We start from the raw sequence: 21,019 nt of genomic DNA on the forward strand, positions 1-21,019 counted from the left end.
CACCCGTCTGCAAGGATCGCGACGGACGGTCCCGGCGGGTCACTCAGGGCGCCTGCTGCAGCTCGACCCGGTTGCCGCTCCCGTCATGGGTGTGCAGCCGGCGCACCCCGGGGATCGCGTCGTCCCGGACCACCTCGTGACCCGCCGCGAGCAGCCGGTCGGCCGCCCGGTCGAGGTCGGTGACGACGAGGCAGGGGTGCGCCTTGCGCGCCGGCGCGAAGCCCGGCTCCACGCCCACGTGCACCTGGGCCGACCCCGACCGGAACCAGCACCCGCCGCGCGCCGCCAGCCGCTCCGGCTTGGGGACCTCCTCCATCCCGAGGACCTCGCCGTAGAACGCACGGGCCCGACCCTCGTCGCCGGCCGCGCAGGACACCTGCACGTGGTCGAGCCCGGTCACCAGCGGCTCGGCCCCGACCGATCCCCCCATCGCTGCTGCACGCCGGTGCCCCACGGCGAAGATGCGGCGGAACGAGAACGGCACGCCATACGGCTCACGCGGATAGGCCTGCCGCAGCCGCTCGCGGTAGGGCGCGAGGAAGCTCTCGGCGTCCTCCCCCAGCGCCTCCAGGACCGGGCGCAGCCCGGTGCCACGCACCCAGTCCAGCACCGGATCCTGCTGCGCCCCAGCCGGATCCAGGATGTGCAGGTATGCCGTCTCCCACACGTCCGGCTCGAGACCGGCGGCGGCGAGCAGCGCGGCGTACTCCCCCGCGGTGGCGGTGGCGCGGGACCGGTCGAGCAGCGGCCGGAGCTCCGTCGCGCGCGGGTGCTCGGCGGCGACCTCCCGCATCACCACGTGGCTCGGGGCATCCAGGTTGGCGGGCACCTGCATCGCGAACCACCCTGTCGCCGAGAGGTGCTCGAGCCAGCGCGGGATCAGGTCACGATGGGTCGGCACCCACTGCAGCGCGGCGTTGGTGACGAGGACGTCGACGGGGGCGCCCAGCGTCGCGGGATCCCAGTCCTCGGCCCGCCCGTCGACCCACTCCACCAGTCCGTCGGGGTCGAGCTCGCGAGCCCGGGCGAGCATCTGGGGGCTGGGGTCCAGGCCGACGACGCGGGCCTGCGGCCACCTCCTGGCCAGAGCGAGGGTCAGCGGCCCGTCGCCGCAGCCGAGGTCCACGACCAGCCGGGGCGGCTCGGCGGGGCGCACCCGCGCGAGCAGGTCCCAGAAGGGTCGCGACCGCTCGTCGGCGAACCGGGAGTACTGCTGGGGATCCCACATCGCGTCTCCTGTCTACGGGTGCTTGCTTCAGCTCCCATCCTCTCAGTATTTATCTTGATGTCAAGAGATCGCGTGTGCGGGATGCGAATGAGCGTCCTGCATGCGCACGACTGTGCGAGGATGCGGCCATGAGCGTGCCCACCACCGCGCCCGGCGACGGCTACGTCCAGTCCCTCGCCCGCGGCCTGGCCGTCATCCGCGCCTTCGACGCCGACCACCCCCGGATGACGCTGTCCGAGGTGGCCCGCCGGACCGACCTGTCGCGGGCCGCGGCCCGACGCTTCCTGCTGACGCTGGAGTCCCTCGGCTACGTCCGCAGCGACGACCGGGCCTTCCAGCTCACGCCGCAGGTGCTGCAGCTCGGCTTCTCCTACCTGTCCAGCCAGACCCTGCCGGACGTCGCCCAGCCGCACCTGCAGGCGCTGTCCGAGCAGATCCACGAGTCCACGTCGGTGGCCGTGCTCGACGGCGACGAGATCGTCTACGTGGCGCGGCACGCCACGTCGCGGATCATGACGGTGTCGATCCGGGTCGGCACCCGGTTCCCCGCCTACGCGACGTCGATGGGGCGGGTTCTGCTCGCCGGGCTGTCCCCCGACGCCCTGCAGGCCTACCTCGCCCGGGTGCGGCTCGAGCGCCTCACCCCCCACACCGTGGGCAGCGTCGCCGCGCTGCGCGACTCGCTCGACGAGGTGCGCGAGAGCGGCTGGTGCGTGCTGGACCAGGAGCTGGAGCTCGGGCTGCGCTCGCTGGCGGTGCCCGTCCACGACGGCGGGGGGCGGGTCGTGGCCGCCGCCAACGTCTCGACCAAGGTCGTCAGCACCGACCGGTCGCGGCTCGGGGACTACCTCCCGCCCTTGCGGGCGACGGTCCACGCGATCGAGGACGACCTGCGGGCCCAGAGCCGCTAGCTCAGCCCTCGAAGGACAGCAGCAGCCGCCGCAGCGTCGCCGCCAGCTCGGTCCGGTCGGCCTCGGGCAGCTCGGCCAGCAGCTCCCGCTCCCGCCCCAGCAGGTCCGCGAACGCCGCATCCACCACCGCGCGCCCCTCGTCGGTCAGCGCCACGATCACCCCGCGACGGTCGTGCGGGTCGGGCGACCGCCGCACGAATCCCCGTGCGGTGAGCCGGTCCACGCGGTTGGTCATGGTCCCGCTCGTCACCAGCGTCTGCTGCACGAGCGCCCCCGGGGACAGCTCGTATGGCGCCCCCGCCCGCCGCAGCGCCGCGAGCACGTCGAACTCCCACCCGTCCAGGCCGTGCTGCGCGAAGGCGGCGCCGCGAGCCAGGTCGAGGTGCCGCGCCAGGCGGGACACCCGGGACAGGACGTGCAGCGGGCCGAGGTCGAGGTCGGGGCGCTCGCGCGCCCAGGCCGCGACGATGCCGTCGACGTCGTCGGAGGTGCTCATGGCCCCAGGCTACTCCCGTCAAGTTTCTCGACGTCGAGCGACCCGACGTCGAGCCGCGCTCGTTGCGAGTGCGTCATCGAGAGGCGACAGATGGGGGTCATCCGCGCCGGATGACCCCCATCTGTCGCCTCTCAACGAGGGCCGGGGGCGGGTATCTCGCCTCTCGACGAGGGCCGGGGGCGGATCTGTCGCGCCTCAGCGGTAGTCCCCCCGGATCCAGCGGGCGACCCGCTCGCCCAGCGGCGTCACCGTGTCCCGCGCGTCGGCGTGATCGGTCAGCAGCTCCCAGCCGTGCCCGGCCTCCAGCCACACGAAGTCCTTGTGAGGGGAGGGCGCGGCCTGCACCATCGCCTCGACCGCGGCGCGGTCCCCCGAGTCCTGCGCCGACAACGCGGCGAGCACCGGCATGGTCAGCGTGGGGGCGACCTGCGCCGCCGGCGGCGCCTCGTACCACTGTCCCGGGCCGGACAGGTCGACGACGGCGTCGGCGCCCAGCGACCGGGCGAACCCGACCACCATCGAGCCCCCCATCGACGCCCCGACCAGGGTCACCCGGCGCGCACCCCGCCGCCGTGCCTCCTCGACCACGAGGCGCAGCTGGCCCCGGCGATCGCCGTAGAACGGTGACCCCAGCTCGCAGCGGCTCCCGGCATACCCGCAGAGGTTGACCAGGTAGGCCGTGAACCCCGGTCGGGGCAGCGTCGAGAGGTACGGCCAGAAGCCGCAGAACCCGTCGTCCAGCTGGTGCACGAAGACCGCCGCGTCCGGGCCCGAGCCGACGACGGCGCCGGCGAGCCGGGCACCGGCGGGACCGGCATACGTGATCGGTCGGGCTCCGGGCACCCGGGCCTGGCTGGTGAGGCAGGTGAGGTCCAGCCCCGTCGGGTCGGTGGTCGGCGTCGGCGCCGCCGCGGCGCTCGAGGTGGACGCGCTCGAGGTGGACGTGCTCGAGGTGGATGTGCTCGTGCTCGACGTCGTCGAGGTGCTGCCCCCCGAGCCGGTCGCGCCCCCGCAGGCGACGAGCAGCACCAGCAGCGGCGTGGCGATCAACGTCCTCAGTGATCTCATATGTCAACATTGACATATGCCTCGGCCTGCGGACAAGACCTCAGATCTCGGCCACGCCCTGCTGGGTCTGCTCGCGCGGGGCGAGGCGACCGGCTACGACCTGAGCGCCCGGCTCGCGGCGCCGCTCGGCTACTTCTGGACCGCGCGGCACAGCCAGGTCTACCCCGAGCTGGCGCGGCTGGAGGCGGCCGGCCTCGTCACGCACCAGGTGATCGCGGGTCGCGGCCCACGACCCACCAAGCGGTATGCCGTCACCGCCGCCGGCCGTGCCGCGCTCGCCGCGTGGGTGGTGACCGACCCCGGGGACCAGCCCGACCGTGACGTGCTGGTGCTGCGCGCCTACTCGCTGTGGCTCGCCGACCCCGTGGCGGCCCGGGCGATGCTGCAGGGGCTCCGCGAGCGGCACGCGGCCCGGCTCGAGGAGTACCTCGCGCACGAGCGCCGCATCCTGCACCCGAGCGACGCGCAGAGGGACTCGCAGCTCGCCACCAAGGACAACCTCAAGGATGCGGCAGCAGTCGACGCAGCCGCCCGCGAGATCGCCTGGGACGAGCCGCGGTTCGCGGCGCTGGCGACGGTGCGGGCGGGCATCGGCTACGAGCGCCACCGGATCGCCTGGGTCGACTGGGTGGTGGCGTCGCTCGCGGCGGGTCACGCGCAGTGAGGACCGCCCGGGTCGAGCGGCCCCAGCCGCTCAGCCGGTGACCTCGGCCGCCTCCAGCCAGGCCATCTCCAGCTCCTCGCGCTGGTCCACGACCTCCCGCAGCCGGGCGTCGAGCTCGCGGACCGCGGTGGCGTCGGTCGCCCGCGCGACCATGTCGTCGTGCAGCCGGGCCTGCTCGGCCTCCAGCCGGGCGATCTGACGCTCCAGCCGCCCCATCTCCTTGCGGGCCTCGCGGACCTCGGCGGCGGAGTATGCCGGGCCGCCGCCCGACGCGGCTGCGGCGGTGCCTGCCGCTGCGGGCCCGCCGGCGCCCTGGCCCGCCGCGGCGTCCCGGCCCGCCGCAGCGTCCCGGGAGCGGGCGGACTGCCGGGCCTGCTGCTGGGCGGCATACAACTGGAGGTATTGCTCGACGCCGCCCGGCAGGTCGCGCAGCCGGCCGTCGCCGAGCAGGGCGACCTGCTGGTCGCACATGCGCTCCAGCAGGTAGCGGTCGTGGGAGACGACGAGCAGGGTGCCGGCCCAGCCGTCGAGGACGTCCTCGAGGGACTGCAGCGTCTCGATGTCGAGGTCGTTGGTGGGCTCGTCGAGGAGCAGCACGTTGGGCTCGGCCATGAGCAGGCGCAGCAGCTGCAGCCGCCGCCGCTCGCCGCCGGAGAGGGAGCCGACGCGGGTCTGCTGCCGCTGCCCGGTGAAGCCGAGCTGCTTGGCCAGCTGGGAGGCGGAGACCTCCTTGCCGCCGAGCATCGTGAACTTCTTGACGTCCTCGATCGCCTCGATGACCCGCCAGTCCGCGAAGCGCTCGAGCTCGCGCACCTCCTGCGTCAGGAAGGCCATCGCCACGGTCTTGCCCTGCTTGCGTCGACCGGCGTCGAGGGCCACGTCGCCGCTGACGACGCGCAGCAGCGTGGACTTGCCGGCGCCGTTGACGCCGACGATGCCGACGCGGTCGCCGGGCCCGAGGCGCCACGTGACGTCGTCGAGGATCTGCTTGTCCCCCAGGCGGACCGACGCGGACTCGAGGTCGACGACGTCCTTGCCGAGCCGGGTCGTGGCGAACCGCATCAGCGAGACGTCGTCGCGTGGCGGGGGCTCGTGCTCGATGAGCTGGTTGGCCGCCTCGATCCGGAATCGCGGCTTGGACGTGCGCGCCGGCGCGCCGCGGCGCAGCCACGCGAGCTCCTTGCGCAGCAGGTTGTTGCGCCGCTCCTCGGTGACGGCGGCGATGCGGGCCCGCTCGGCCTTGGCGAGGACGTAGGCGGCGTAGCCACCCTCGAAGCTCAGCACCTGACCGTCGACGACCTCCCAGGTGTCGGTCGCCACCGCGTCGAGGAACCACCGGTCGTGGGTGATGACGACCAGCGCGTTGTCGGGGCGGGTCCGGCGGGTGGTCAGGTGCTGGGCGAGCCAGGCCACGCCCTCGACGTCGAGGTGGTTGGTGGGCTCGTCGAGCAGCAGCAGGTCAGGGTCGTCGACGAGGAGCGCGGCGAGCGCGAGCCGGCGACGCTCGCCACCGGACATGGGGCCGACCACGGCGTCCAGGCCCCCGACCGCGGCGGCGTCGATGCCACCGAGGAGACCGTCCAGCACGTCGCGGATCCTCGCGTCGCCGGCCCACTCGTGCTCGGCGCGGTCGGCGAGGACGCTGCGGCGCACCGTGTGCGTCGGGTCGAGGGTGTCCTCCTGGGAGAGCATCCCGACGGTGAGGCCACCGGTGCGCGCCACCCGGCCGTCGTCGACCTCGCGCGCGCCGGAGATGACCTTGAGCAGGGTGGACTTGCCGCCGCCGTTGCGGCCGACCACGCCGACCCGCGTCCCGCCGGACACGCCGAGGGAGACGTCGTCGAGCACCATCGTGGTGCCGAGCGCGAGGGAGGCGCGCTCGACCGAGACGAGATTGGCCACGCTGCTGGTCACTGCTCCTTGCCGGGGTGGACGATGCGGGCGCCGGCCACGGGGCCGGTCGCGCGACGCACGTCCGAGGCTACGCCCGAGGCGGTGAGGGCCACCGCGACGTCCAGGGCCTGCTCGGTGCTCTCGGCGAGGAAGGCCACGGTGGGGCCGCTGCCGCTGACGATGCCGCCGAGGGCGCCGCACTCGCGCCCGATGTCCAGGGTCTCCGCGAGGCCCGGCTGCAGCGACAGGGCAGCCTCCTGCAGGTCGTTGCGCATCGCCCGGCCCACGGCGGGCGCGTCGCCGGCCAGCAGCGCCGCCATGAGGTCCTGGGACACCTGCGGCGCCGCGACGGTCTCGCCCCGCTCGGCGCGCAGCCGGTCCAGCTCGGCGAAGACCGCCGGCGTGGACAGCCCCTGGTCGCTGAGGGCGAAGACCCAGTGGTAGACCCCGCGCGCCATCGCGGGCACCAGCTCGTCGCCGCGCCCCGTACCGACGGCGGTGCCCCCGAGGACGCAGAACGGCACGTCGGCCCCGAGGTCCGCGGCCAGGCCGTGCAGCGTCGACCGGTCGAGGCGGGTGCCCCAGAGCGCGTCCGCGCCGACGAGGGCGGCGGCCGCGTCGGCCGAGCCGCCCGCCATCCCGCCCGCCACCGGGATGTCCTTGGTGATGCTGATCCCCACGGGCCCCCCGCCGGAGTCGAGCTGGGCCACGCGCGCCGCCGCTCGCCAGGCGAGGTTGCGCTCGTCGGTCGGCACGTCGGCCGCGCCCCGCCCGGTCACCGTCAGGGAGTAGGAGTCCGCCGGCACCAGCGTCACGTCGTCGTAGAGGCTCACCGCCTGGAACACCGTCGCCAGCTCGTGGTATCCGGTCGTCTCGTCGCGCGGGCCCACCACGAGCTCGAGGTTGACCTTCGCGGCGGCACGCACGGTGACTGAGGGGTGGCGTGACATGTCTGGCACCCTATCCACACCGGCGCGTCCGGTGCAGTTCCCCGCTAGCCCGTATGCCGCGCCGCTGCCGCGGCGATGCGGGCGAAGGCCTCGATGTCCAGCGCCTCGCCCCGCGCCTGCGGGTCGATGCCGGCGGCCCGCAGGATCGCCTCGGACCGTGCCGTCGACCCGGCCCAGCCGCCGAGCGCCGCCCGCAGCGTCTTGCGTCGCTGCGCGAACGCCGCGTCGACGACCCGGAAGACCTCACGGCGGTCGACGGGCTCGCCGTCGACCAGCGGCTCGGGGCGGCGCACCAGCTCGACGAGGCCGGAGTCCACGTTGGGGGCGGGCCAGAAGACGGTGCGTCCGACCGTCCCCACGAGACGCACGTCGCACCACCAGGCGGCCTTGAGGGAGGGCACGCCATACACCTTGGAGCCGGGGGCCGCGGCGAGCCGCTCGGCCACCTCCAGCTGCACCATGACCAGCGCGCGCTGCAGCGTCGGGAAGGCTTCGAGGAAGCTCAGGACCACCGGCACCGACACGTTGTAGGGCAGGTTGGCGACCAGCGCCGTGGGTTGCGGGTCGGGCAGCGCGCGCACGGTCAGGGCGTCGGCCTGCACCAGGTCGAGGCGCGACGCGGCGGCGGGCTGGACCGCGGCCACCGTCTCGGGCAGCGCCGCCGCCAGGGTCGGGTCGACCTCGATCGCCACGACCCGCGACACCACCGGCAGCAGGGCCAGCGTCAGCGAGCCGAGCCCCGGGCCGACCTCGACGACGACGTCCTGCGGCCCCACCCCGGCCAGCCGCACGATCCGGCGGACGGTGTTGGCGTCGATGACGAAGTTCTGTCCCCACTGCTTGGTGGGGCGCACCCCGAGACGGGTCGCCAGCTCGCGGACCTGGGCGGGGCCCAGCAGCGCCCCGTCGGTCGCCTCGGTCATGCCCAGCCCCCGTAGATCCGCTCCGCGTTGTCGGACACGGCCCGGCACAGGGTCGGCACGTCGACGTTGAGCGTCGTCGCCATCGACCGCAGCGTCACCGGGATCAGGTAGGGCGCGTTGGTCGCCCCCCGCCACGGGTGCGGCGTCAGGTAGGGCGCGTCGGTCTCCACGAGCACCTGCCCCAGCGGCACGATCGACAGGGCGTCCCGCAGCGACTTCGCCGACCGGAAGGTCACGGTCCCCGCGAAGGACAGGTAGTAGCCGCGCTCCACGCACTCGCGCGCCATCGCGATGTCCCCGGAGAAGCAGTGCAGCACCGTCACCTCCGGCGCGCCCTCCTCCGCCAGGATCCGCAGCACGTCCTCGTGGGAGTCCCGGTCGTGGATCTGCAGCGCCAGGCCGAGCCGCTTGGCGAGGTCGATGTGCCACCGGAAGGACTCCTGCTGCACCCCCTGCCCCTCCGAGCCGGTGCGGAAGTAGTCGAGCCCGGTCTCCCCCACCACCCGCACCCGCGGGTGCTGCGCCAGCCGCTCGATCTCGGCGTATGCCGCAGCCAGCTCGCCGCGCGACGCCAGCGGCGGCACCTCGTTGGGGTGCAGCGCGACGCCGCCGAGCACCTCGGGGTGCGCGACCGCCTGCTCGACGGTCCAGCGGGCCGCCTCGAGGTCGCACCCGATCTGCACGATCCGGTCGACGCCCACCCGACGGGCCGCGGCCAGCACCTCGCCGAGGTCGGGCCGCTCGCCGCCGTCGCGCGCGATGTCGACGTGGGTGTGGTTGTCGACGACGGGCAGCGGCAAGGGGTCGGGCAGGGGCGGCGGGGCGCCGCGGTCCTGCCCGGCTCCGGGGCCGCCGCCGTCCGTCATGCCGGAGCCCCGGGGGCGGCGGTGGCGCTGGCGGGCTCGGCGGCGCCGGAGGCGCCCGTCATACGGGCCATCTCCTCCTCGACCACCGAGGGGTCGAGCTTGACGAAGACCGGGGTGGGCTTGGCGACCGGTGACCCCACGGTCACCGCGCGGCGCTCCCAGCGGGGGGTCGTGGAGTACTCCCCGGTGATGATCGGGTAGACCCGCAGCTCGTCGCCCGCGATCGAGGGGTCCACGGGCGCCGTCGTGATGGGGCCGAGGTCCTCGACGTGCTCCAGGCGCGGCATGGGCATGAACTCGCCCTCGCCGCCGAAGGTCGCCCACACCCGGTTGGACGCGTGCGGCAGGAAGGGCGCCAGGATCGTGTTGCAGTCGTGCACGCACTGGGCCAGCGTGTGCAGCACGGTCGCGAGACGCTCGCGCTGGTCCTCGCCCTTGAGCTTGAAGGGCTCGGTGCGCGAGACATAGGTGTTGACCTCGCCGACGAGACGCATGGCCTCGGCGATGCCGGCCTTCTGCCGGTGGTGGGCGATCAGGTCGCCGACCGTCTCGAAGCCGCGGGCGACCTCGTCCAGGATCTCCTGGTCGATCGACTCCAGCGGCCCCGGGGCGGGGATCTCGCCGAAGCTCTTCGCGATCATGCTGGCCGTGCGGTTGACCAGGTTGCCCCAGCCCGCGACCAGCTCGGAGTTGGTGCGCTGCACGAACTCCGCCCACGTGAAGTCGGAGTCCTGGTTCTCCGGGCCCGCGGCGCAGATGAAGTAGCGCAGCGCGTCCGGCTGGTAGCGGGACAGCATGTCGCCGACGTAGATGACCACGCCGCGCGAGGACGAGAACTGCTTGCCCTCCATGGTCATGAACTCGCTGGCCACGACCTCGGTGGGCAGGCTCGGCGCGCCGAAGACGCCCGCCTCGCCGCCCTTGGCGCCCTCGCCCGCGTAGGCCAGCAGCTCCGCCGGCCAGATCTGGGAGTGGAAGGTGATGTTGTCCTTGCCCTGGAAGTAATAGGAGCTCGCGTCGGCGCCGGCCTCGTCGCTCCACCACTCGCGCCAGCGCTCCTCGTCACCGATCCGCCGCGCCCACTCGATGCTCGCGGAGAGGTAGCCGATCACCGCGTCGAACCACACGTAGAGCCGCTTGGTGCGCTGGTCGCGCCACCCGTCCAGCGGCACCGGGATGCCCCAGTCGATGTCGCGCGTCATCGCGCGCGGCCGGACGTCCTTGAGGAGGTTCTGGGAGAACTTGATGACGTTGGGCCGCCAGGTGCCGGTGGCCTCGCGCCCGTCGAGCCAGACCGTGAGCGCCTCGGCCAGGGCGGGCAGGTCGAGGAAGAAGTGCTGCGTCTCGACGAACTGCGGCGTCTCGCCGTTGATCTTGGACCGCGGGTCGATCAGCTCGGTCGGGTCCAGCTGGTTGCCGCAGTTGTCGCACTGGTCGCCGCGGGCGTCGGGGAAGCCGCAGATGGGGCAGGTGCCCTCGACGTAGCGGTCCGGCAGCGTGCGCCCGGTGCTCGGGGAGATCGCGCCCTTGGTGGTCTCCTCGACCATGTAGCCGTTGGCGTGGCAGACGCGGAACATCTCCTGCACCACCGAGTAGTGGTTGCGGGTCGTGGTGCGGGTGAACAGGTCGTAGGACAGACCCAGGTCGACGAGGTCCTGGACGATGACCGCGTTGTTCTTGTCGGCCAGCTCCTGGGCGGTGACGCCCTCCTTGTCCGCCGCGACGAGGATCGGGGTGCCGTGCTCGTCGGTGCCGGACACCATCAGCACGTCGTGGCCCGCCATCCGCATGTAGCGGCTGAAGACGTCGGACGGGACGCCGAAGCCGGCGACGTGACCGATGTGGCGGGGGCCGTTGGCATACGGCCAGGCGACTGCTGACAGGACCTTGCTCATGGGGCACGAGTCTAGTGGCCGCTCGACGTCGTCCTGCGCGGCGAGCGGCCCGCTGCCTCGTCGGTGCTGCGCGATGCCCGCCCCGCTCGGCCATTGGTCACCAATGGTGGATTCGGCGGCGTTTCGATCGTTCAGCTCGATGATTGGTGACCAATGACGCAGCCTGCGAGACGCGCGACCAGGTCGATGGCCTCCTCGTACCCGGCGATGCCGTGGCCGGTGATCTGGGCGGCGGCGACCTGCTCGACATACGAGTGGTGCCGGAACTCCTCGCGCGCCTGGATGTCGCTGATGTGCACCTCGACCACCGGAGCCTCGACGGTCTCGAGGGCGTCGCGCAGGGCCACGCTCGTGTGGGTGTATCCACCCGCGTTGACGACCAGCCCGACGCAGCTCGTGCGGACCTCGTGGACCCAGTCGATCAGGACGCCCTCGTGGTTGGACTGGCGGCAGTCGGCGACCAGCCCGTATGCCGCTGCCCGCTCCCCGCACCGCCGCTCGACGTCGGCGAGGGTGTCGCGGCCGTAGACCTCGGGGTTGCGGGTCCCGAGGAGGTTGAGGTTGGGCCCGTTGAGCACGACGACGGTCTTCACCCGCACAACCTACTGCGGCCACCCCGTTCCCTCTCCCCTCTCCTGACAACGTGGTCCCTTCTGGTCACCAGACGACCCAAAGGGACCACGTTCGCGGGGCGGGGCAGGCGGGGCGGGGCAGGGCGGGGCGGGGCAGGGTGAAGAGGGTGGGGGACGACGACGGCCCGCCGCTCCCCTGGCTGGGGGAGGACGGGCCGTCGGTCGGTCCGGGGCGCCCTGTGGCTACCGGGGTGGGGTCCCGGACCGGTGGGTGGCGGGCGCGGTCAGCGCTTGCCGCCCTTGGAGCGCAGGAAGTCGGCGTTGAGCGTGGAGATCACGTCCTGCGGGATCTCCTTGGGGCAGGCCGCCGAGCACTCGCCGATGTTGGTGCAGCCGCCGAAGCCCTCGGCGTCGTGCTGCTTGACCATGGCGGCGACGCGGGACCAGCGCTCCGGCTGACCCTGCGGCAGCTCGCCGAGGTGGGTGACCTTGGCGCCCATGAAGAGCATGCCGGAGGCGTTGGGGCACGCCGCCACGCAGGCGCCGCACCCGATGCACGCCGCGGCCTCGAAGGCCCGGTCCGCCTTGCGCTTCTGCACCGGCACCGAGTGGGCCTCGGGGGCCGACCCGGTGTTGGCGCCGATGAAGCCGCCGGCCTGGATGATCCGGTCGAAGGCCGAACGGTCCACCACGAGGTCCCGGATCACCGGGAAGGCGTTGGCCCGCCACGGCTCCACCGTCAGCTCGGCGCCGTCGGAGAAGGACCGCATGTGCAGCTGGCAGGAGGTCGTGACCTCGGGGCCGTGGGCCTGGCCGTTGATGACTACGCCGCACTGACCGCAGATGCCCTCGCGGCAGTCGCTGTCGAAGGCCACCGGCTCCTCGCCGGAGGAGATCAGGGTCTCGTTGAGCACGTCGAGCACCTCGAGGAAGGACATGTCCTCGGAGATGTCGTCGAGCTGGTAGGTCGCGAGGGCGCCCTTGGCGGCGGGGCCCGCCTGACGCCAGATCTTCAGGGTGATTCTCACTTGTAGCTCCGCTGCTTCAGCTCGATGAACTCGTACACGAGGTCTTCCTTGTGCAGGGTGGGCGCCCCGTCCTGGCCGCCCCACTCCCACGCCCCGACGTAGGCGAACTCGTCGTCGTGGCGCAGCGCCTCGCCCTCCTCGGTCTGCGACTCCTCGCGGAAGTGCCCGCCGCAGGACTCGCGCCGGTGCAGGGCGTCGATGCACATGAGCTCACCGAGCTCCAGGAAGTCGGCGACGCGGCCGGCCTTCTCGAGCTCCTGGTTGAGCCGGTCGCCCTCGCCGAGGACCCGCACGTCGCGCCAGAACTCGTGGCGCAGGTCGCGGATCATGCCGATGGCCTTCTTGAGGCCCTCCTCGGTGCGGGACATGCCGCAGTACTCCCACATGATGGCGCCGAGGGCGCGGTGGAAGGAGTCCACCGACCGGGTGCCGTTGATCGTGAGGAAGTGCTGGACGCGGTCGCGGACCGAGCGCTCGGCCTCGACCACCGCGGTGTCGTCGGCGGCCACCTTGGGGAAGGGGCCGGCCGCGAGGTAGTCGCGGATGGTGTTGGGGAGCACGAAGTAGCCGTCCGACAGGCCCTGCATCAGCGCCGAGGCGCCGAGGCGGTTGGCGCCGTGGTCGGAGAAGTTGGCCTCCCCGGCCACGAAGAGCCCCGGGATGTTGGACTGCAGGTCGTAGTCGACCCACAGGCCCCCCATCGTGTAGTGCACGGCCGGGTAGATGCGCATCGGCGTCTCGTAGGGGTTGTCCCCCGTGATCCGCTCGTACATGTCGAACAGGTTGCCGTACTTGGCGGAGACGGCGTCGCGGCCCATCCGCTGGATCGCCTCGGCGAAGTCCAGGTAGACGCCACGGCGGACCATGCGCTCCTGACCGTCCGGGCCGACCTCGGCGATGGCGGGGCCGACGCCGCGGCCCTCGTCGCACATGTTCTTGGCCTGGCGGGACGCGATGTCACGCGGCACCAGGTTGCCGAAGGAGGGGTAGATCCGCTCCAGGTAGTAGTCGCGGTCCTCCTCGGGGATCTGGCGCGGGTCCTTGTCGCAGTCCTCGGCGCGCTTGGGCACCCAGATGCGGCCGTCGTTGCGCAGCGACTCGCTCATCAGGGTGAGCTTGGACTGCTTGTCGCCGTGCTGCGGGATGCAGGTCGGGTGGATCTGCGTGTAGCAGGGGTTGGCGAAGAGCGCGCCCTTGCGGTGGGCCCGCCAGGTGGCGGTGACGTTGCAGCCCATCGCGTTGGTCGACAGGAAGAAGACGTTGCCGTAGCCGCCGGAGGCGAGCACGACCGCGTCGGCCAGGTGGGTCTCGATCTCGCCGGTCACCATGTCGCGGGCGATGATGCCGCGGGCCCGGCCGTCGACGACGACCAGCTCGAGCATCTCGTGGCGGGTGAACTGCTGGACGCTCCCGGCCGCGACCTGGCGCTCGAGGGCCTGGTAGGCGCCGATGAGCAGCTGCTGGCCGGTCTGGCCGCGGGCGTAGAAGGTGCGGGACACCTGCACGCCACCGAAGGAGCGGTTGTCCAGGAGGCCGCCGTACTCGCGGGCGAAGGGCACGCCCTGGGCGACGCACTGGTCGATGATGTTGGCCGACACCTCGGCGAGGCGGTAGACGTTGGACTCGCGCGAGCGGTAGTCGCCGCCCTTGACCGTGTCGTAGAAGAGACGGTAGATCGAGTCGCCGTCCTCCTTGTAGTTCTTGGCGGCGTTGATGCCACCCTGCGCGGCGATCGAGTGGGCGCGACGCGGGCTGTCCTGGTAGCAGAAGGCCTTGACGTTGTAGCCGGCCTCGCCCAGCGTCGCCGCCGCGGCGCCACCGGCCAGACCGGTGCCGACGATGATCACGTCGAGCTTGCGGCGGTTGGCCGGGTTGACGAGCTTGGTCTCGAACTTGTGGCGGGTCCAGCGAGACTCGATCGGGCCCTGGGGCGCCGCCGTGTCCTGGATCGGCTCACCCTCGCGGTAGAGGTCGTGGATCAGGTGGTCAGTCATGGGATTGGGTTCTCACTTCCCGATCATGCCGAAGAGGATGGCGAGCGGCGGCAGCGCGAAACCGACGGCCACGATCAGCGCCAGCGCGATCGCGACGAGGTTGGCCGTGCGGTTGGCCTTCTTGGTGCCCGTGGCGCCGAGCGTCTGCATCGAGCTGTAGATCCCGTGGCGCAGGTGCAGCCCGAGGAAGACCAGGGCGAGCAGGTAGATCAGCGTCATCCACCACGTGCCGAACGCCGAGAAGGCGAGCAGGTAGGGGCTCTCGTGCCCGTTGACCCGCAGCTGGGCGTCGGACCAGTCGGGGTTGACGTTGATCTTGGCGATCGTGAAGTGCAGCAGGTGCCAGATGACGAAGAGCAGCAGCGCGACCCCGCCATACCGCATCGTCCGCGACGCGAGCGTGGACCCCAGGTTGCGCTTGACGACGTACTTCTGGGTGCGGGCCGCGTGGGCGCGCCCGGTCAGCACCAGCGCCGCCCAGACGTGGGCCACCACCGCGATGAGGAGGGACAGCCGGAAGAGCCACAGGAAGCCGGAGTAGGGCAGGATCGGCTCGAACATGGTGCGCAGGTGGTGCGCATACTCGTCGAAGGCCGCCTGCCCGGCGAACATCTTGAGGTTGCCGTACATGTGCATGAGGACGTAGAACACGAGCCACAGACCGGAGATCGCCATGGTGATCTTCAGGGCGATGCTGGCCTTGCGCGGCGTGCTCTGCCTCGCAGAGGTTGTCGAAGTAGCCACGGGTGAAACCTACCCCCTCGCCGAGGGTGCGGCCGGGCCGGGGCGCGCCCCTGCGGGGCACGGAACGGGAACGATCACCGGGCCCGCGACGTTGCTTAGGGTCACCTTCGTGACCGACCTCACGGGTTACTCACGGGTTACTCCCGAGTCGTCTCAGTCCTCAGGATCCAGCGGCCGTATGCCGGGCGCGCACTGCTGCGTCGTAGAGCCCCTTCTTCGGCGCCCCGGTCTGCTCGGCCACGGCCGCGCACGCGTCCTTGAGGCGCTCCCCGCGGGCCACCCGGTCCAGGACGAGCTGCAGCGCGGCCTCCGGGTCGGCGGGGCGTGCGGCGCCGCCCTCGACGACCACCGTGATCTCGCCGCGGACCTCCCCCTGCTCGGCCCAGGTGACGAGCTCGGCGAGCGGGGCCCGCACGACTTCCTCGTAGGTCTTGGTGAGCTCGCGGCACACCGCGGCCCGGCGCTCGTCGCCGAAGGCCCCGCGCATCGCCGCGAGGGTCGTCCCGAGCCGGTGCGGCGCCTCGAAGAAGACCATGGTGCGGCGCTCGTCGGCCAGCTCGGCGAGGTGGCGGGCCCGCTCCCCCGCCTTGCGCGGCAGGAAGCCCTCGAAGCAGAAGCGGTCCACGGGCAGCGCGGACACCGCGAGGGCCATGAGCACCGCCGACGGCCCCGGCACGCAGGTCACCCGCACCCCGGCGTCGGCGGCCGCCGCCACCAGGCGGTAGCCCGGGTCGGAGACCGACGGCATCCCGGCGTCGGTGACGACCACGACCCGGTCCCCGGCGAGCAGGCGCTCCAGCAGGTCCGCGGTCCGCGAGGCCTCGTTGTGCTCGTGATAGCTGACCACCGCGCCGGCGGGCCGGACGTGCAGCGCCTGGCACAGCCGGTGCAGCCGGCGGGTGTCCTCCGCGGCCACCACCTGCGCCCCGCGCAGCTCCTCGGCGAGGCGCGGCGCCGCGTCGCGGGGGTCGCCGATGGGCGTGGCCGCGAGCACCAGCACCCCGCTCGGGGCGGCGGCCCGGTGGGCCGGCGGGCGCGTCATACGAGCGGCTCGCGGCCGAGGTCGGCGGAGGTGCGCGGCAGGGAGACCGGCATGCCGTCATAGCTGCGCGGGTCCTCGAGGGGCTCGAGGTGGATGATCACCTGCAGCGCCGGCGAGGCGCGGTGCAGCGCCTGCTCGACGTCCTCCGCGAGGTCGTGGCCGCGCCGGACCGTCCAGTGCCCCGGCACCAGCAGGTGCAGCTCGGCGAACTCCTGGTGCCCCGACTTGCGGGTGCGCAGGCCGTGGAAGTCCACGTCGTCGCCGGCGAACTGGCGCAGCTCGGCGGCGATCTCGCGGTGCCGCTCCTCCGGCAGGGCGCTGTCCATCAGCCCGCCCACCGACTCCCGCAGCAGCCCGACCCCGGTGACGATGATGTTGATCCCGACGAGGAAGGCGACCACGGGGTCCAGGCGCTCCCAGCCCGTGATGCCGACCAGGAGCACCCCGGCGACGACCCCGACGGAGGTCCAGACGTCGGTGAGCAGGTGCTTGCCGTCGGCGCGCAGCGTGATGGAGTCGTGCTCCCGGCCCGCCCGCATCAGCACCAGCGCCACGAGGCCGTTGACGACCGAGGCCACCACCGAGATCGCCAGACCGATGCCCAGGTTGTCCAGGGGCTGCGGGTGCAGGAAGCGCTCGACCGAGCTGACCAGGATGACGGCCGCGGCGACGAAGATCATCAGGCCCTCGACGGCGGCCGAGAAGTACTCCGCCTTGGCGTGACCGAAGTGGTGGCCCTCGTCGGCGGGCTGGGCGGCCACGGTCAGCGCCACCAGCGCGACGACCGCCGCGACCAGGTTGACGACCGACTCGGCGGCGTCGGACAGGAGGCCGACCGAGCCGGTCAGCGCCCACGCGCCCGCCTTGAGGGCGATCGTCACCACGGCCGCCGCGATGGACAGCCAGGCGTAGCGGCGCAGGTCCCGGGAACGATGGGGGGCGGGAGCAGAAGTCACCCTCCCATCATCCCATCCCGGTGCACCTACGATGAGGCGCGTGACGCCTCCCGACGACCTCCAGGCCCGGCTGCGCGAGCGGCTCGTCGGGCGCCCCCTGACGGACACGCTGCGGGCCTGGCTGCTGATCGGGGCCGTCACCGTCGTCGGAGGCTTCCTGCGGATGTGGCAGGTGGGCCGGCCGCACGAGCTGATCTTCGACGAGACCTACTACGTCAAGGAAGGGTTGGGGCTGCTCAAGAGCGGCGTGGAGCTGACCCCCAAGCCGTCCATGACCAGCCACGACGTGCCGTTCACCCACGGCACCACGGACGTCTTCGGGACCGCCGGCAACTTCGTGGTGCACCCGCCGTTCGGCAAGTGGTGCATCGCCGTCGGCGAGATGATCTTCGGCCCCACGAGCGCCTTCGGGTGGCGGTTCACCGTGGCGCTGATGGGCACCCTGTCCATCCTCATGCTCGGTCTGGTGGCGCGGCAGCTCTTCCGCTCCACGCTGCTCGGCGTGACCGCCGCGGTCCTGCTGGCGGTCGAGGGCCACCACTTCGTGCACTCCCGGACGTCGCTGCTCGACATGATCCTGATGTTCTGGACGCTCGCGGCCTTCTGCGCGCTGGTGCTGGACCGCGAGATGGCCCGCCGCCGGCTCGCCGACCGCGCCGCCGCGCTGATCCGGCAGGGCCGCGACGTGTCGCGGGGGCGGATCACCCTGGGCCTGCGCCCCTGGCGGCTGCTGGCCGCCGTGCTGCTCGGCCTCGCGATCGGCACGAAGTGGTCGGGCGGGTTCTACTTCGCCGCGCTGGGTCTGCTCACCGTGGCCTGGGACATGTCCGCCCGCCGCGCCGTCGGCGAGCGGCACTGGGCCGGCAACGGCGTGGTCGACGGGATCGGCGCGTTCTTCTCCATGACCGCGCTGGTCGGCGCCACCTACCTGGCCGGGTGGACCGGCTGGCTGCGCAGCAGCAACGGCTACGGCCGGCACTGGGCGGACACCCACCCCGCTGACCCCCTGTGGTCCTGGGTGCCGGGGTCGCTGCGGTCGCTGCTCCACTACCACCAGGACATGTACACCGCTGCCCGGTCGATCGTGCAGCCCCACCCCTACATGACCAACCCCTGGTCCTGGCTCGTGCAGGGCCGCCCGACGTCCTTCTACTGGCAGAACCCCAAGCGCGGCGAGCAGGGCTGCACCGTCGACTCCTGCGCCAAAGCGATCACCTCCGTCGGGACGCCCACGATCTGGTGGTTCGGCGTCGCGGCGCTGGTCGTGCTGGTGGCGCTGTGGCTGCTGCGGCGCGACTGGCGGGCGGGGGCGATCGTGGTGTGCCTCGCGGCGGGCCTCCTGCCGTGGTTCTTCTACCAGGACCGCACGATCTTCACATTCTACTCGATCGTCTTCGTGCCCTACCTCGTGCTGGCGGTGACCATGGTGCTGGGCCTGGTGATCGGCGGCCGCACGGCGTCACCGCAGCGCCGGCGGGTCGGCTTCGTGGCGACCGGGACCTTCGTCGCCCTGTCGGTGGCGTGCTTCGCGTTCTTCTGGCCCGTCTACACCGCCCAGGTCATCCCGTATGCCGACTGGCAGCTGCGGATGTGGTTCCCCTCCTGGATCTGAGGTCGGCCGGGGGAGTCGGCCGGGGACCCTCAGCGCTGCTGCGCCCGGAAGACCTCCGGCGTGACCGCGGCCGCCACCTGCCACGCCTGCTCGCGCGGCAGGTCGACCACGTCGTAGTGCTGCGACCCCGCAGCCGTCGCGGCGATGAGGGTCCCCACCCCACCACGGCGCTGCCAGAAGGTCTCCCGCAGCGTCCAGCCGACTACACCGTCCCCGTCGAGCGCGACGGTGCTGCGGTGCACCGAGCCGCGGCGCACGACGAGCTGGGGTCCGCGCACCGTGCTGCGTCGCACGGCATGGCCGAGGGATCGGTAGCGGTCCTCGGCCAGCGCAGGCGCGGCCAGCAGCAGCAGGCCGCCGGGCGCGAGCCACCACCACGACTGGTCCCAGGCGAGCACCAGCAACAGGCCCGGGACGACCGCGAGCGCGCCGACGAGCAGCGCCCGGGTCCAGCGGCGGCGCCGCGCGACCCGGCCGTGCCGGACCAGCGGGGTCTGCAGGGCGTCGTCGCCGAGGACCCTCGCGGCCAGCTCGCGCACCCGCGCGCGGGGCGCCGGCGGCAGCAGCCCCGAGCCCGAGCCCTGCCCGACCCCGGCGTCCGCCTCGCGGCCCCCCACCCCGGTCGTGACGGCCTTGAGGGTGGCGGCGCGGGCCCACCGCATGGGCAGGCTCTCCCCCATCGCCACGCCCCGCAGCCGGTCGAGGTCGAGCGTGGTGGAGCGGACCGTGAGGAGGCCGCGGCGGATGTGCAGCCGGTCCGGTGAGGGCCGGGTCACGGTGTGCCCCCAGAAGGCCAGCAGGTAGGCGACCACCGCGCACAGCAGCACGAAGACCACCAGCACGACCGCGCCGACGAGGATGACCCCCGCCGCGCCGACCCGCTCCGCCTCGGTCGCGACCTGGGACCACTGGTCCTCGGTGAGCACCTGGGAGGCCAGCTGGTTGGCGAACCCGAAGATCGCGAGCGCGATGAGGAGGCCGCTGGTGCTGAGCGGGGCGTAGCGCACCCAGGACGGCGAGAAGCGCGACAGCACCTCGCCCTCCCCCAGCTCGTCCGCGCCCGCCCCGATCGTCGTCGCCTCGCCCGTCGCCGCGCCCGTCGCCGCGCCGGTCGCTGCGGGCATGCCCTCCGCGGCGTCCTGGGCCTGCACCACGGCGGCGCGGGCCAGCAGCTCGCGGCGCAGCGTTTGCGCCTGCTCCGTCGTGAGGCCGTCCAGCACCACGGGCCTGCCGCCGCCGACACCGGTCCCGATGCGGGCCGTGGTCAGGCCGAGCACCCGGTGCAGCGGCGACGCCGACAGGTCCACCGACCTGACCCGGTCCACGGGCACCAGGAGGGTCTCGCGCTTGAGCAGGCCCTTGCGCTGCTGCACGCGCCCGTCCGCGACGCGGAAGGTCGTGGTCGCCCAGGTCACCACTGCCAGCCCCAGCACGAGGACACCGACGCCGATGTTCCACCACTCCCCGCTCGCGGAGCGGGTGTTGCCGACGAGCAGCGCCGGGATCAGCGCGGGCAGCAGGTCCTTGACGGCGCGCAACGGGTGGATCAGCAGCATCCGGGGGCTCAGCCGGCGCCAGGGGGTCTCGGCCACCGCGACGTCGCCGGCCATCACCTGCGGCTGGTCGCTCACGTCGCGTCCCCCGGCGTGGCGGCGGTGATGCGGGTCAGCTGGGCGACCAGCTCCTCGGCGACGGCGAGGTCCAGCGCCTCCAGCTTGACCGCGCCCGCGCTGGACGCGGTGGTCACCGTCACCGTGGCGAGGCGCAGCGCCCGGGCGATCGGGCCGCGCTCCAGGTCGACCGTCTGCACCCGCGAGATCGGCGCCAGCCGCCGCTCCTGGGTCCACCATCCGGTGCGGGTCACGACGGCAACGTCGGTCACCTCCCACCGGTGCACCGCGAAGGACCACCGTGGCCGCACCACGACCTCCACCAGCCACAGCAGCACGGCGATCCCGACCAGCCAGGTCGAGAGCCGGCGTCGCTCCTCGTCCCACCACCACCACGCGGCCAGCGGCACCACCGGCAGCAGCCCGCCGAGCAGCCCGTGGCAGGTCCACAGCAGCTTGGCGCGCGGGCTCACCCGGTGCGCCGGCTCGCGCAGCACCCGCGCGAGGTCTGCCGGTCCGTGGTCGATCAGGTCGTCATCCGACGCGGCCCCCATGGGGCCACCCTGC

The 21,019-nt window shown here is 73.0% G+C and carries 19 protein-coding genes; 3 read left to right on the forward strand and 16 right to left on the reverse strand.

Annotated elements, in window-relative coordinates; all coding sequences use genetic code 11:
* Positions 1-43: 43 nt before the first annotated feature.
* Positions 44-1,228: a methyltransferase domain-containing protein gene (locus ADJ73_RS00610; RefSeq protein WP_367379588.1), complete on the reverse strand. Its 1,185-nt coding sequence runs from the start codon at positions 1,226-1,228 to the stop codon at positions 44-46.
* Positions 1,229-1,356: 128 nt separating this feature from the next.
* Here ADJ73_RS00610 and ADJ73_RS00615 point away from each other — a divergent pair, with 128 nt between their 5' ends.
* Positions 1,357-2,139, forward strand: coding sequence for an IclR family transcriptional regulator domain-containing protein (locus ADJ73_RS00615; protein WP_050346647.1), 783 nt, complete (start codon positions 1,357-1,359; stop codon positions 2,137-2,139).
* A gap of 1 nt (position 2,140) precedes the next feature.
* Here ADJ73_RS00615 and ADJ73_RS00620 read toward each other — a convergent pair whose 3' ends face one another.
* A complete protein-coding gene (locus ADJ73_RS00620) occupies positions 2,141-2,635 on the reverse strand; it encodes a MarR family winged helix-turn-helix transcriptional regulator (RefSeq protein ID WP_050346648.1) in 495 nt (164 codons plus the stop codon).
* 195 nt (positions 2,636-2,830) lie between these two features.
* Positions 2,831-3,703 carry a hypothetical protein gene (locus ADJ73_RS00625; protein WP_156188049.1) on the reverse strand — a complete coding sequence of 291 codons (873 nt, stop codon included), beginning with the start codon at positions 3,701-3,703 and terminating at the stop codon, positions 2,831-2,833.
* A 16-nt stretch (positions 3,704-3,719) separates the two neighbouring features.
* Here ADJ73_RS00625 and ADJ73_RS00630 point away from each other — a divergent pair, with 16 nt between their 5' ends.
* Positions 3,720-4,367: a PadR family transcriptional regulator gene (locus ADJ73_RS00630; protein ID WP_050346650.1), complete on the forward strand. Its 648-nt coding sequence runs from the start codon at positions 3,720-3,722 to the stop codon at positions 4,365-4,367.
* A gap of 30 nt (positions 4,368-4,397) precedes the next feature.
* On the opposite strand, the gene ADJ73_RS00635 is transcribed toward ADJ73_RS00630, so the two are convergent.
* The 11 genes from ADJ73_RS00635 to ADJ73_RS00685 all read right to left on the reverse strand — a co-directional run bounded on the left by ADJ73_RS00635 (position 4,398) and on the right by ADJ73_RS00685 (position 17,230).
* Positions 4,398-6,269 (reverse strand): ABC-F family ATP-binding cassette domain-containing protein, encoded by a 1,872-nt coding sequence (locus tag ADJ73_RS00635; RefSeq protein WP_050349164.1) that lies wholly within the window; start codon positions 6,267-6,269, stop codon positions 4,398-4,400.
* A gap of 8 nt (positions 6,270-6,277) precedes the next feature.
* Positions 6,278-7,210, reverse strand: coding sequence for a 4-(cytidine 5'-diphospho)-2-C-methyl-D-erythritol kinase (locus ADJ73_RS00640; RefSeq protein WP_050346651.1), 933 nt, complete (start codon positions 7,208-7,210; stop codon positions 6,278-6,280).
* 44 nt (positions 7,211-7,254) lie between these two features.
* Positions 7,255-8,133: a 16S rRNA (adenine(1518)-N(6)/adenine(1519)-N(6))-dimethyltransferase RsmA gene (gene rsmA, locus ADJ73_RS00645; protein WP_050346652.1), complete on the reverse strand. Its 879-nt coding sequence runs from the start codon at positions 8,131-8,133 to the stop codon at positions 7,255-7,257.
* Positions 8,130-8,999 (reverse strand): TatD family hydrolase, encoded by an 870-nt coding sequence (locus ADJ73_RS00650; protein ID WP_050346653.1) that lies wholly within the window; start codon positions 8,997-8,999, stop codon positions 8,130-8,132. The genes rsmA and ADJ73_RS00650 overlap by 4 nt, the downstream gene beginning before the upstream one ends.
* Positions 8,996-10,894 carry a methionine--tRNA ligase gene (gene metG, locus ADJ73_RS00655; RefSeq protein WP_050346654.1) on the reverse strand — a complete coding sequence of 633 codons (1,899 nt, stop codon included), beginning with the start codon at positions 10,892-10,894 and terminating at the stop codon, positions 8,996-8,998. The genes ADJ73_RS00650 and metG overlap by 4 nt, the downstream gene beginning before the upstream one ends.
* A gap of 131 nt (positions 10,895-11,025) precedes the next feature.
* Positions 11,026-11,487, reverse strand: a complete 462-nt coding sequence (aroQ, locus tag ADJ73_RS00660; protein ID WP_050346655.1) for a type II 3-dehydroquinate dehydratase — start codon at positions 11,485-11,487, stop codon at positions 11,026-11,028.
* 263 nt (positions 11,488-11,750) lie between these two features.
* Positions 11,751-12,494 (reverse strand): succinate dehydrogenase/fumarate reductase iron-sulfur subunit, encoded by a 744-nt coding sequence (locus tag ADJ73_RS00665; protein WP_050346656.1) that lies wholly within the window; start codon positions 12,492-12,494, stop codon positions 11,751-11,753.
* Positions 12,491-14,488, reverse strand: a complete 1,998-nt coding sequence (locus ADJ73_RS00670) for a fumarate reductase/succinate dehydrogenase flavoprotein subunit (RefSeq protein ID WP_050346657.1) — start codon at positions 14,486-14,488, stop codon at positions 12,491-12,493. The genes ADJ73_RS00665 and ADJ73_RS00670 overlap by 4 nt, the downstream gene beginning before the upstream one ends.
* A 12-nt stretch (positions 14,489-14,500) precedes the next feature.
* Positions 14,501-15,232 (reverse strand): succinate dehydrogenase cytochrome b subunit, encoded by a 732-nt coding sequence (locus ADJ73_RS00675; protein WP_050346658.1) that lies wholly within the window; start codon positions 15,230-15,232, stop codon positions 14,501-14,503.
* 160 nt (positions 15,233-15,392) lie between these two features.
* On the reverse strand, positions 15,393-16,274 hold the full coding sequence (gene rsmI / locus ADJ73_RS00680) for a 16S rRNA (cytidine(1402)-2'-O)-methyltransferase (RefSeq protein WP_050346659.1): 882 nt from the start codon (positions 16,272-16,274) through the stop codon (positions 15,393-15,395).
* Positions 16,271-17,230, reverse strand: coding sequence for a cation diffusion facilitator family transporter (locus ADJ73_RS00685; RefSeq protein ID WP_050346660.1), 960 nt, complete (start codon positions 17,228-17,230; stop codon positions 16,271-16,273). Before ADJ73_RS00685 ends, rsmI begins: the two co-directional genes overlap by 4 nt.
* Before the next feature lie 31 nt (positions 17,231-17,261).
* On the opposite strand from ADJ73_RS00685, the gene ADJ73_RS00690 reads away from it, so the two are divergent.
* Entirely contained in the window at positions 17,262-18,842 is a 1,581-nt protein-coding gene (locus ADJ73_RS00690; RefSeq protein WP_050346661.1) for a dolichyl-phosphate-mannose--protein mannosyltransferase, read from the forward strand.
* 29 nt (positions 18,843-18,871) lie between these two features.
* Here the strand turns inward: ADJ73_RS00690 and ADJ73_RS00695 are convergent, their stop codons facing one another.
* Positions 18,872-20,473 (reverse strand): PH domain-containing protein, encoded by a 1,602-nt coding sequence (locus ADJ73_RS00695; protein WP_050346662.1) that lies wholly within the window; start codon positions 20,471-20,473, stop codon positions 18,872-18,874.
* The gene (locus ADJ73_RS00700; protein ID WP_050346663.1) at positions 20,470-21,006 is read right to left on the reverse strand and encodes a PH domain-containing protein; all 537 of its coding nucleotides are present in this window, start codon (positions 21,004-21,006) and stop codon (positions 20,470-20,472) included. Before ADJ73_RS00700 ends, ADJ73_RS00695 begins: the two co-directional genes overlap by 4 nt.
* Positions 21,007-21,019: the final 13 nt, after the last annotated feature.

The organism is Arsenicicoccus sp. oral taxon 190, from assembly GCF_001189535.1.
Taxonomy (GTDB): Bacteria; Actinomycetota; Actinomycetes; order Actinomycetales; family Dermatophilaceae; genus Arsenicicoccus.

Bases quoted from the DNA above. Each gene is read 5' to 3' on its own strand.
- ADJ73_RS00615 (WP_050346647.1), top strand. From the start codon at position 1,357: ATGAGCGTGCCCACCACCGCGCCCGGCGACGGCTACGTCCAGTCCCTC.
- ADJ73_RS00610 (WP_367379588.1), bottom strand. From the start codon at position 1,228: ATGTGGGATCCCCAGCAGTACTCCCGGTTCGCCGACGAGCGGTCGCGA.
- ADJ73_RS00650 (WP_050346653.1), bottom strand. From the start codon at position 8,999: ATGACGGACGGCGGCGGCCCCGGAGCCGGGCAGGACCGCGGCGCCCCG.
- ADJ73_RS00620 (WP_050346648.1), bottom strand. From the start codon at position 2,635: ATGAGCACCTCCGACGACGTCGACGGCATCGTCGCGGCCTGGGCGCGC.
- ADJ73_RS00700 (WP_050346663.1), bottom strand. From the start codon at position 21,006: ATGGGGGCCGCGTCGGATGACGACCTGATCGACCACGGACCGGCAGAC.
- ADJ73_RS00690 (WP_050346661.1), top strand. From the start codon at position 17,262: ATGAGGCGCGTGACGCCTCCCGACGACCTCCAGGCCCGGCTGCGCGAG.
- ADJ73_RS00640 (WP_050346651.1), bottom strand. From the start codon at position 7,210: ATGTCACGCCACCCCTCAGTCACCGTGCGTGCCGCCGCGAAGGTCAAC.
- metG (WP_050346654.1), bottom strand. From the start codon at position 10,894: ATGAGCAAGGTCCTGTCAGCAGTCGCCTGGCCGTATGCCAACGGCCCC.
- ADJ73_RS00670 (WP_050346657.1), bottom strand. From the start codon at position 14,488: ATGACTGACCACCTGATCCACGACCTCTACCGCGAGGGTGAGCCGATC.
- rsmA (WP_050346652.1), bottom strand. From the start codon at position 8,133: ATGACCGAGGCGACCGACGGGGCGCTGCTGGGCCCCGCCCAGGTCCGC.
- ADJ73_RS00630 (WP_050346650.1), top strand. From the start codon at position 3,720: ATGCCTCGGCCTGCGGACAAGACCTCAGATCTCGGCCACGCCCTGCTG.
- ADJ73_RS00625 (WP_156188049.1), bottom strand. From the start codon at position 3,703: ATGAGATCACTGAGGACGTTGATCGCCACGCCGCTGCTGGTGCTGCTC.
- rsmI (WP_050346659.1), bottom strand. From the start codon at position 16,274: ATGACGCGCCCGCCGGCCCACCGGGCCGCCGCCCCGAGCGGGGTGCTG.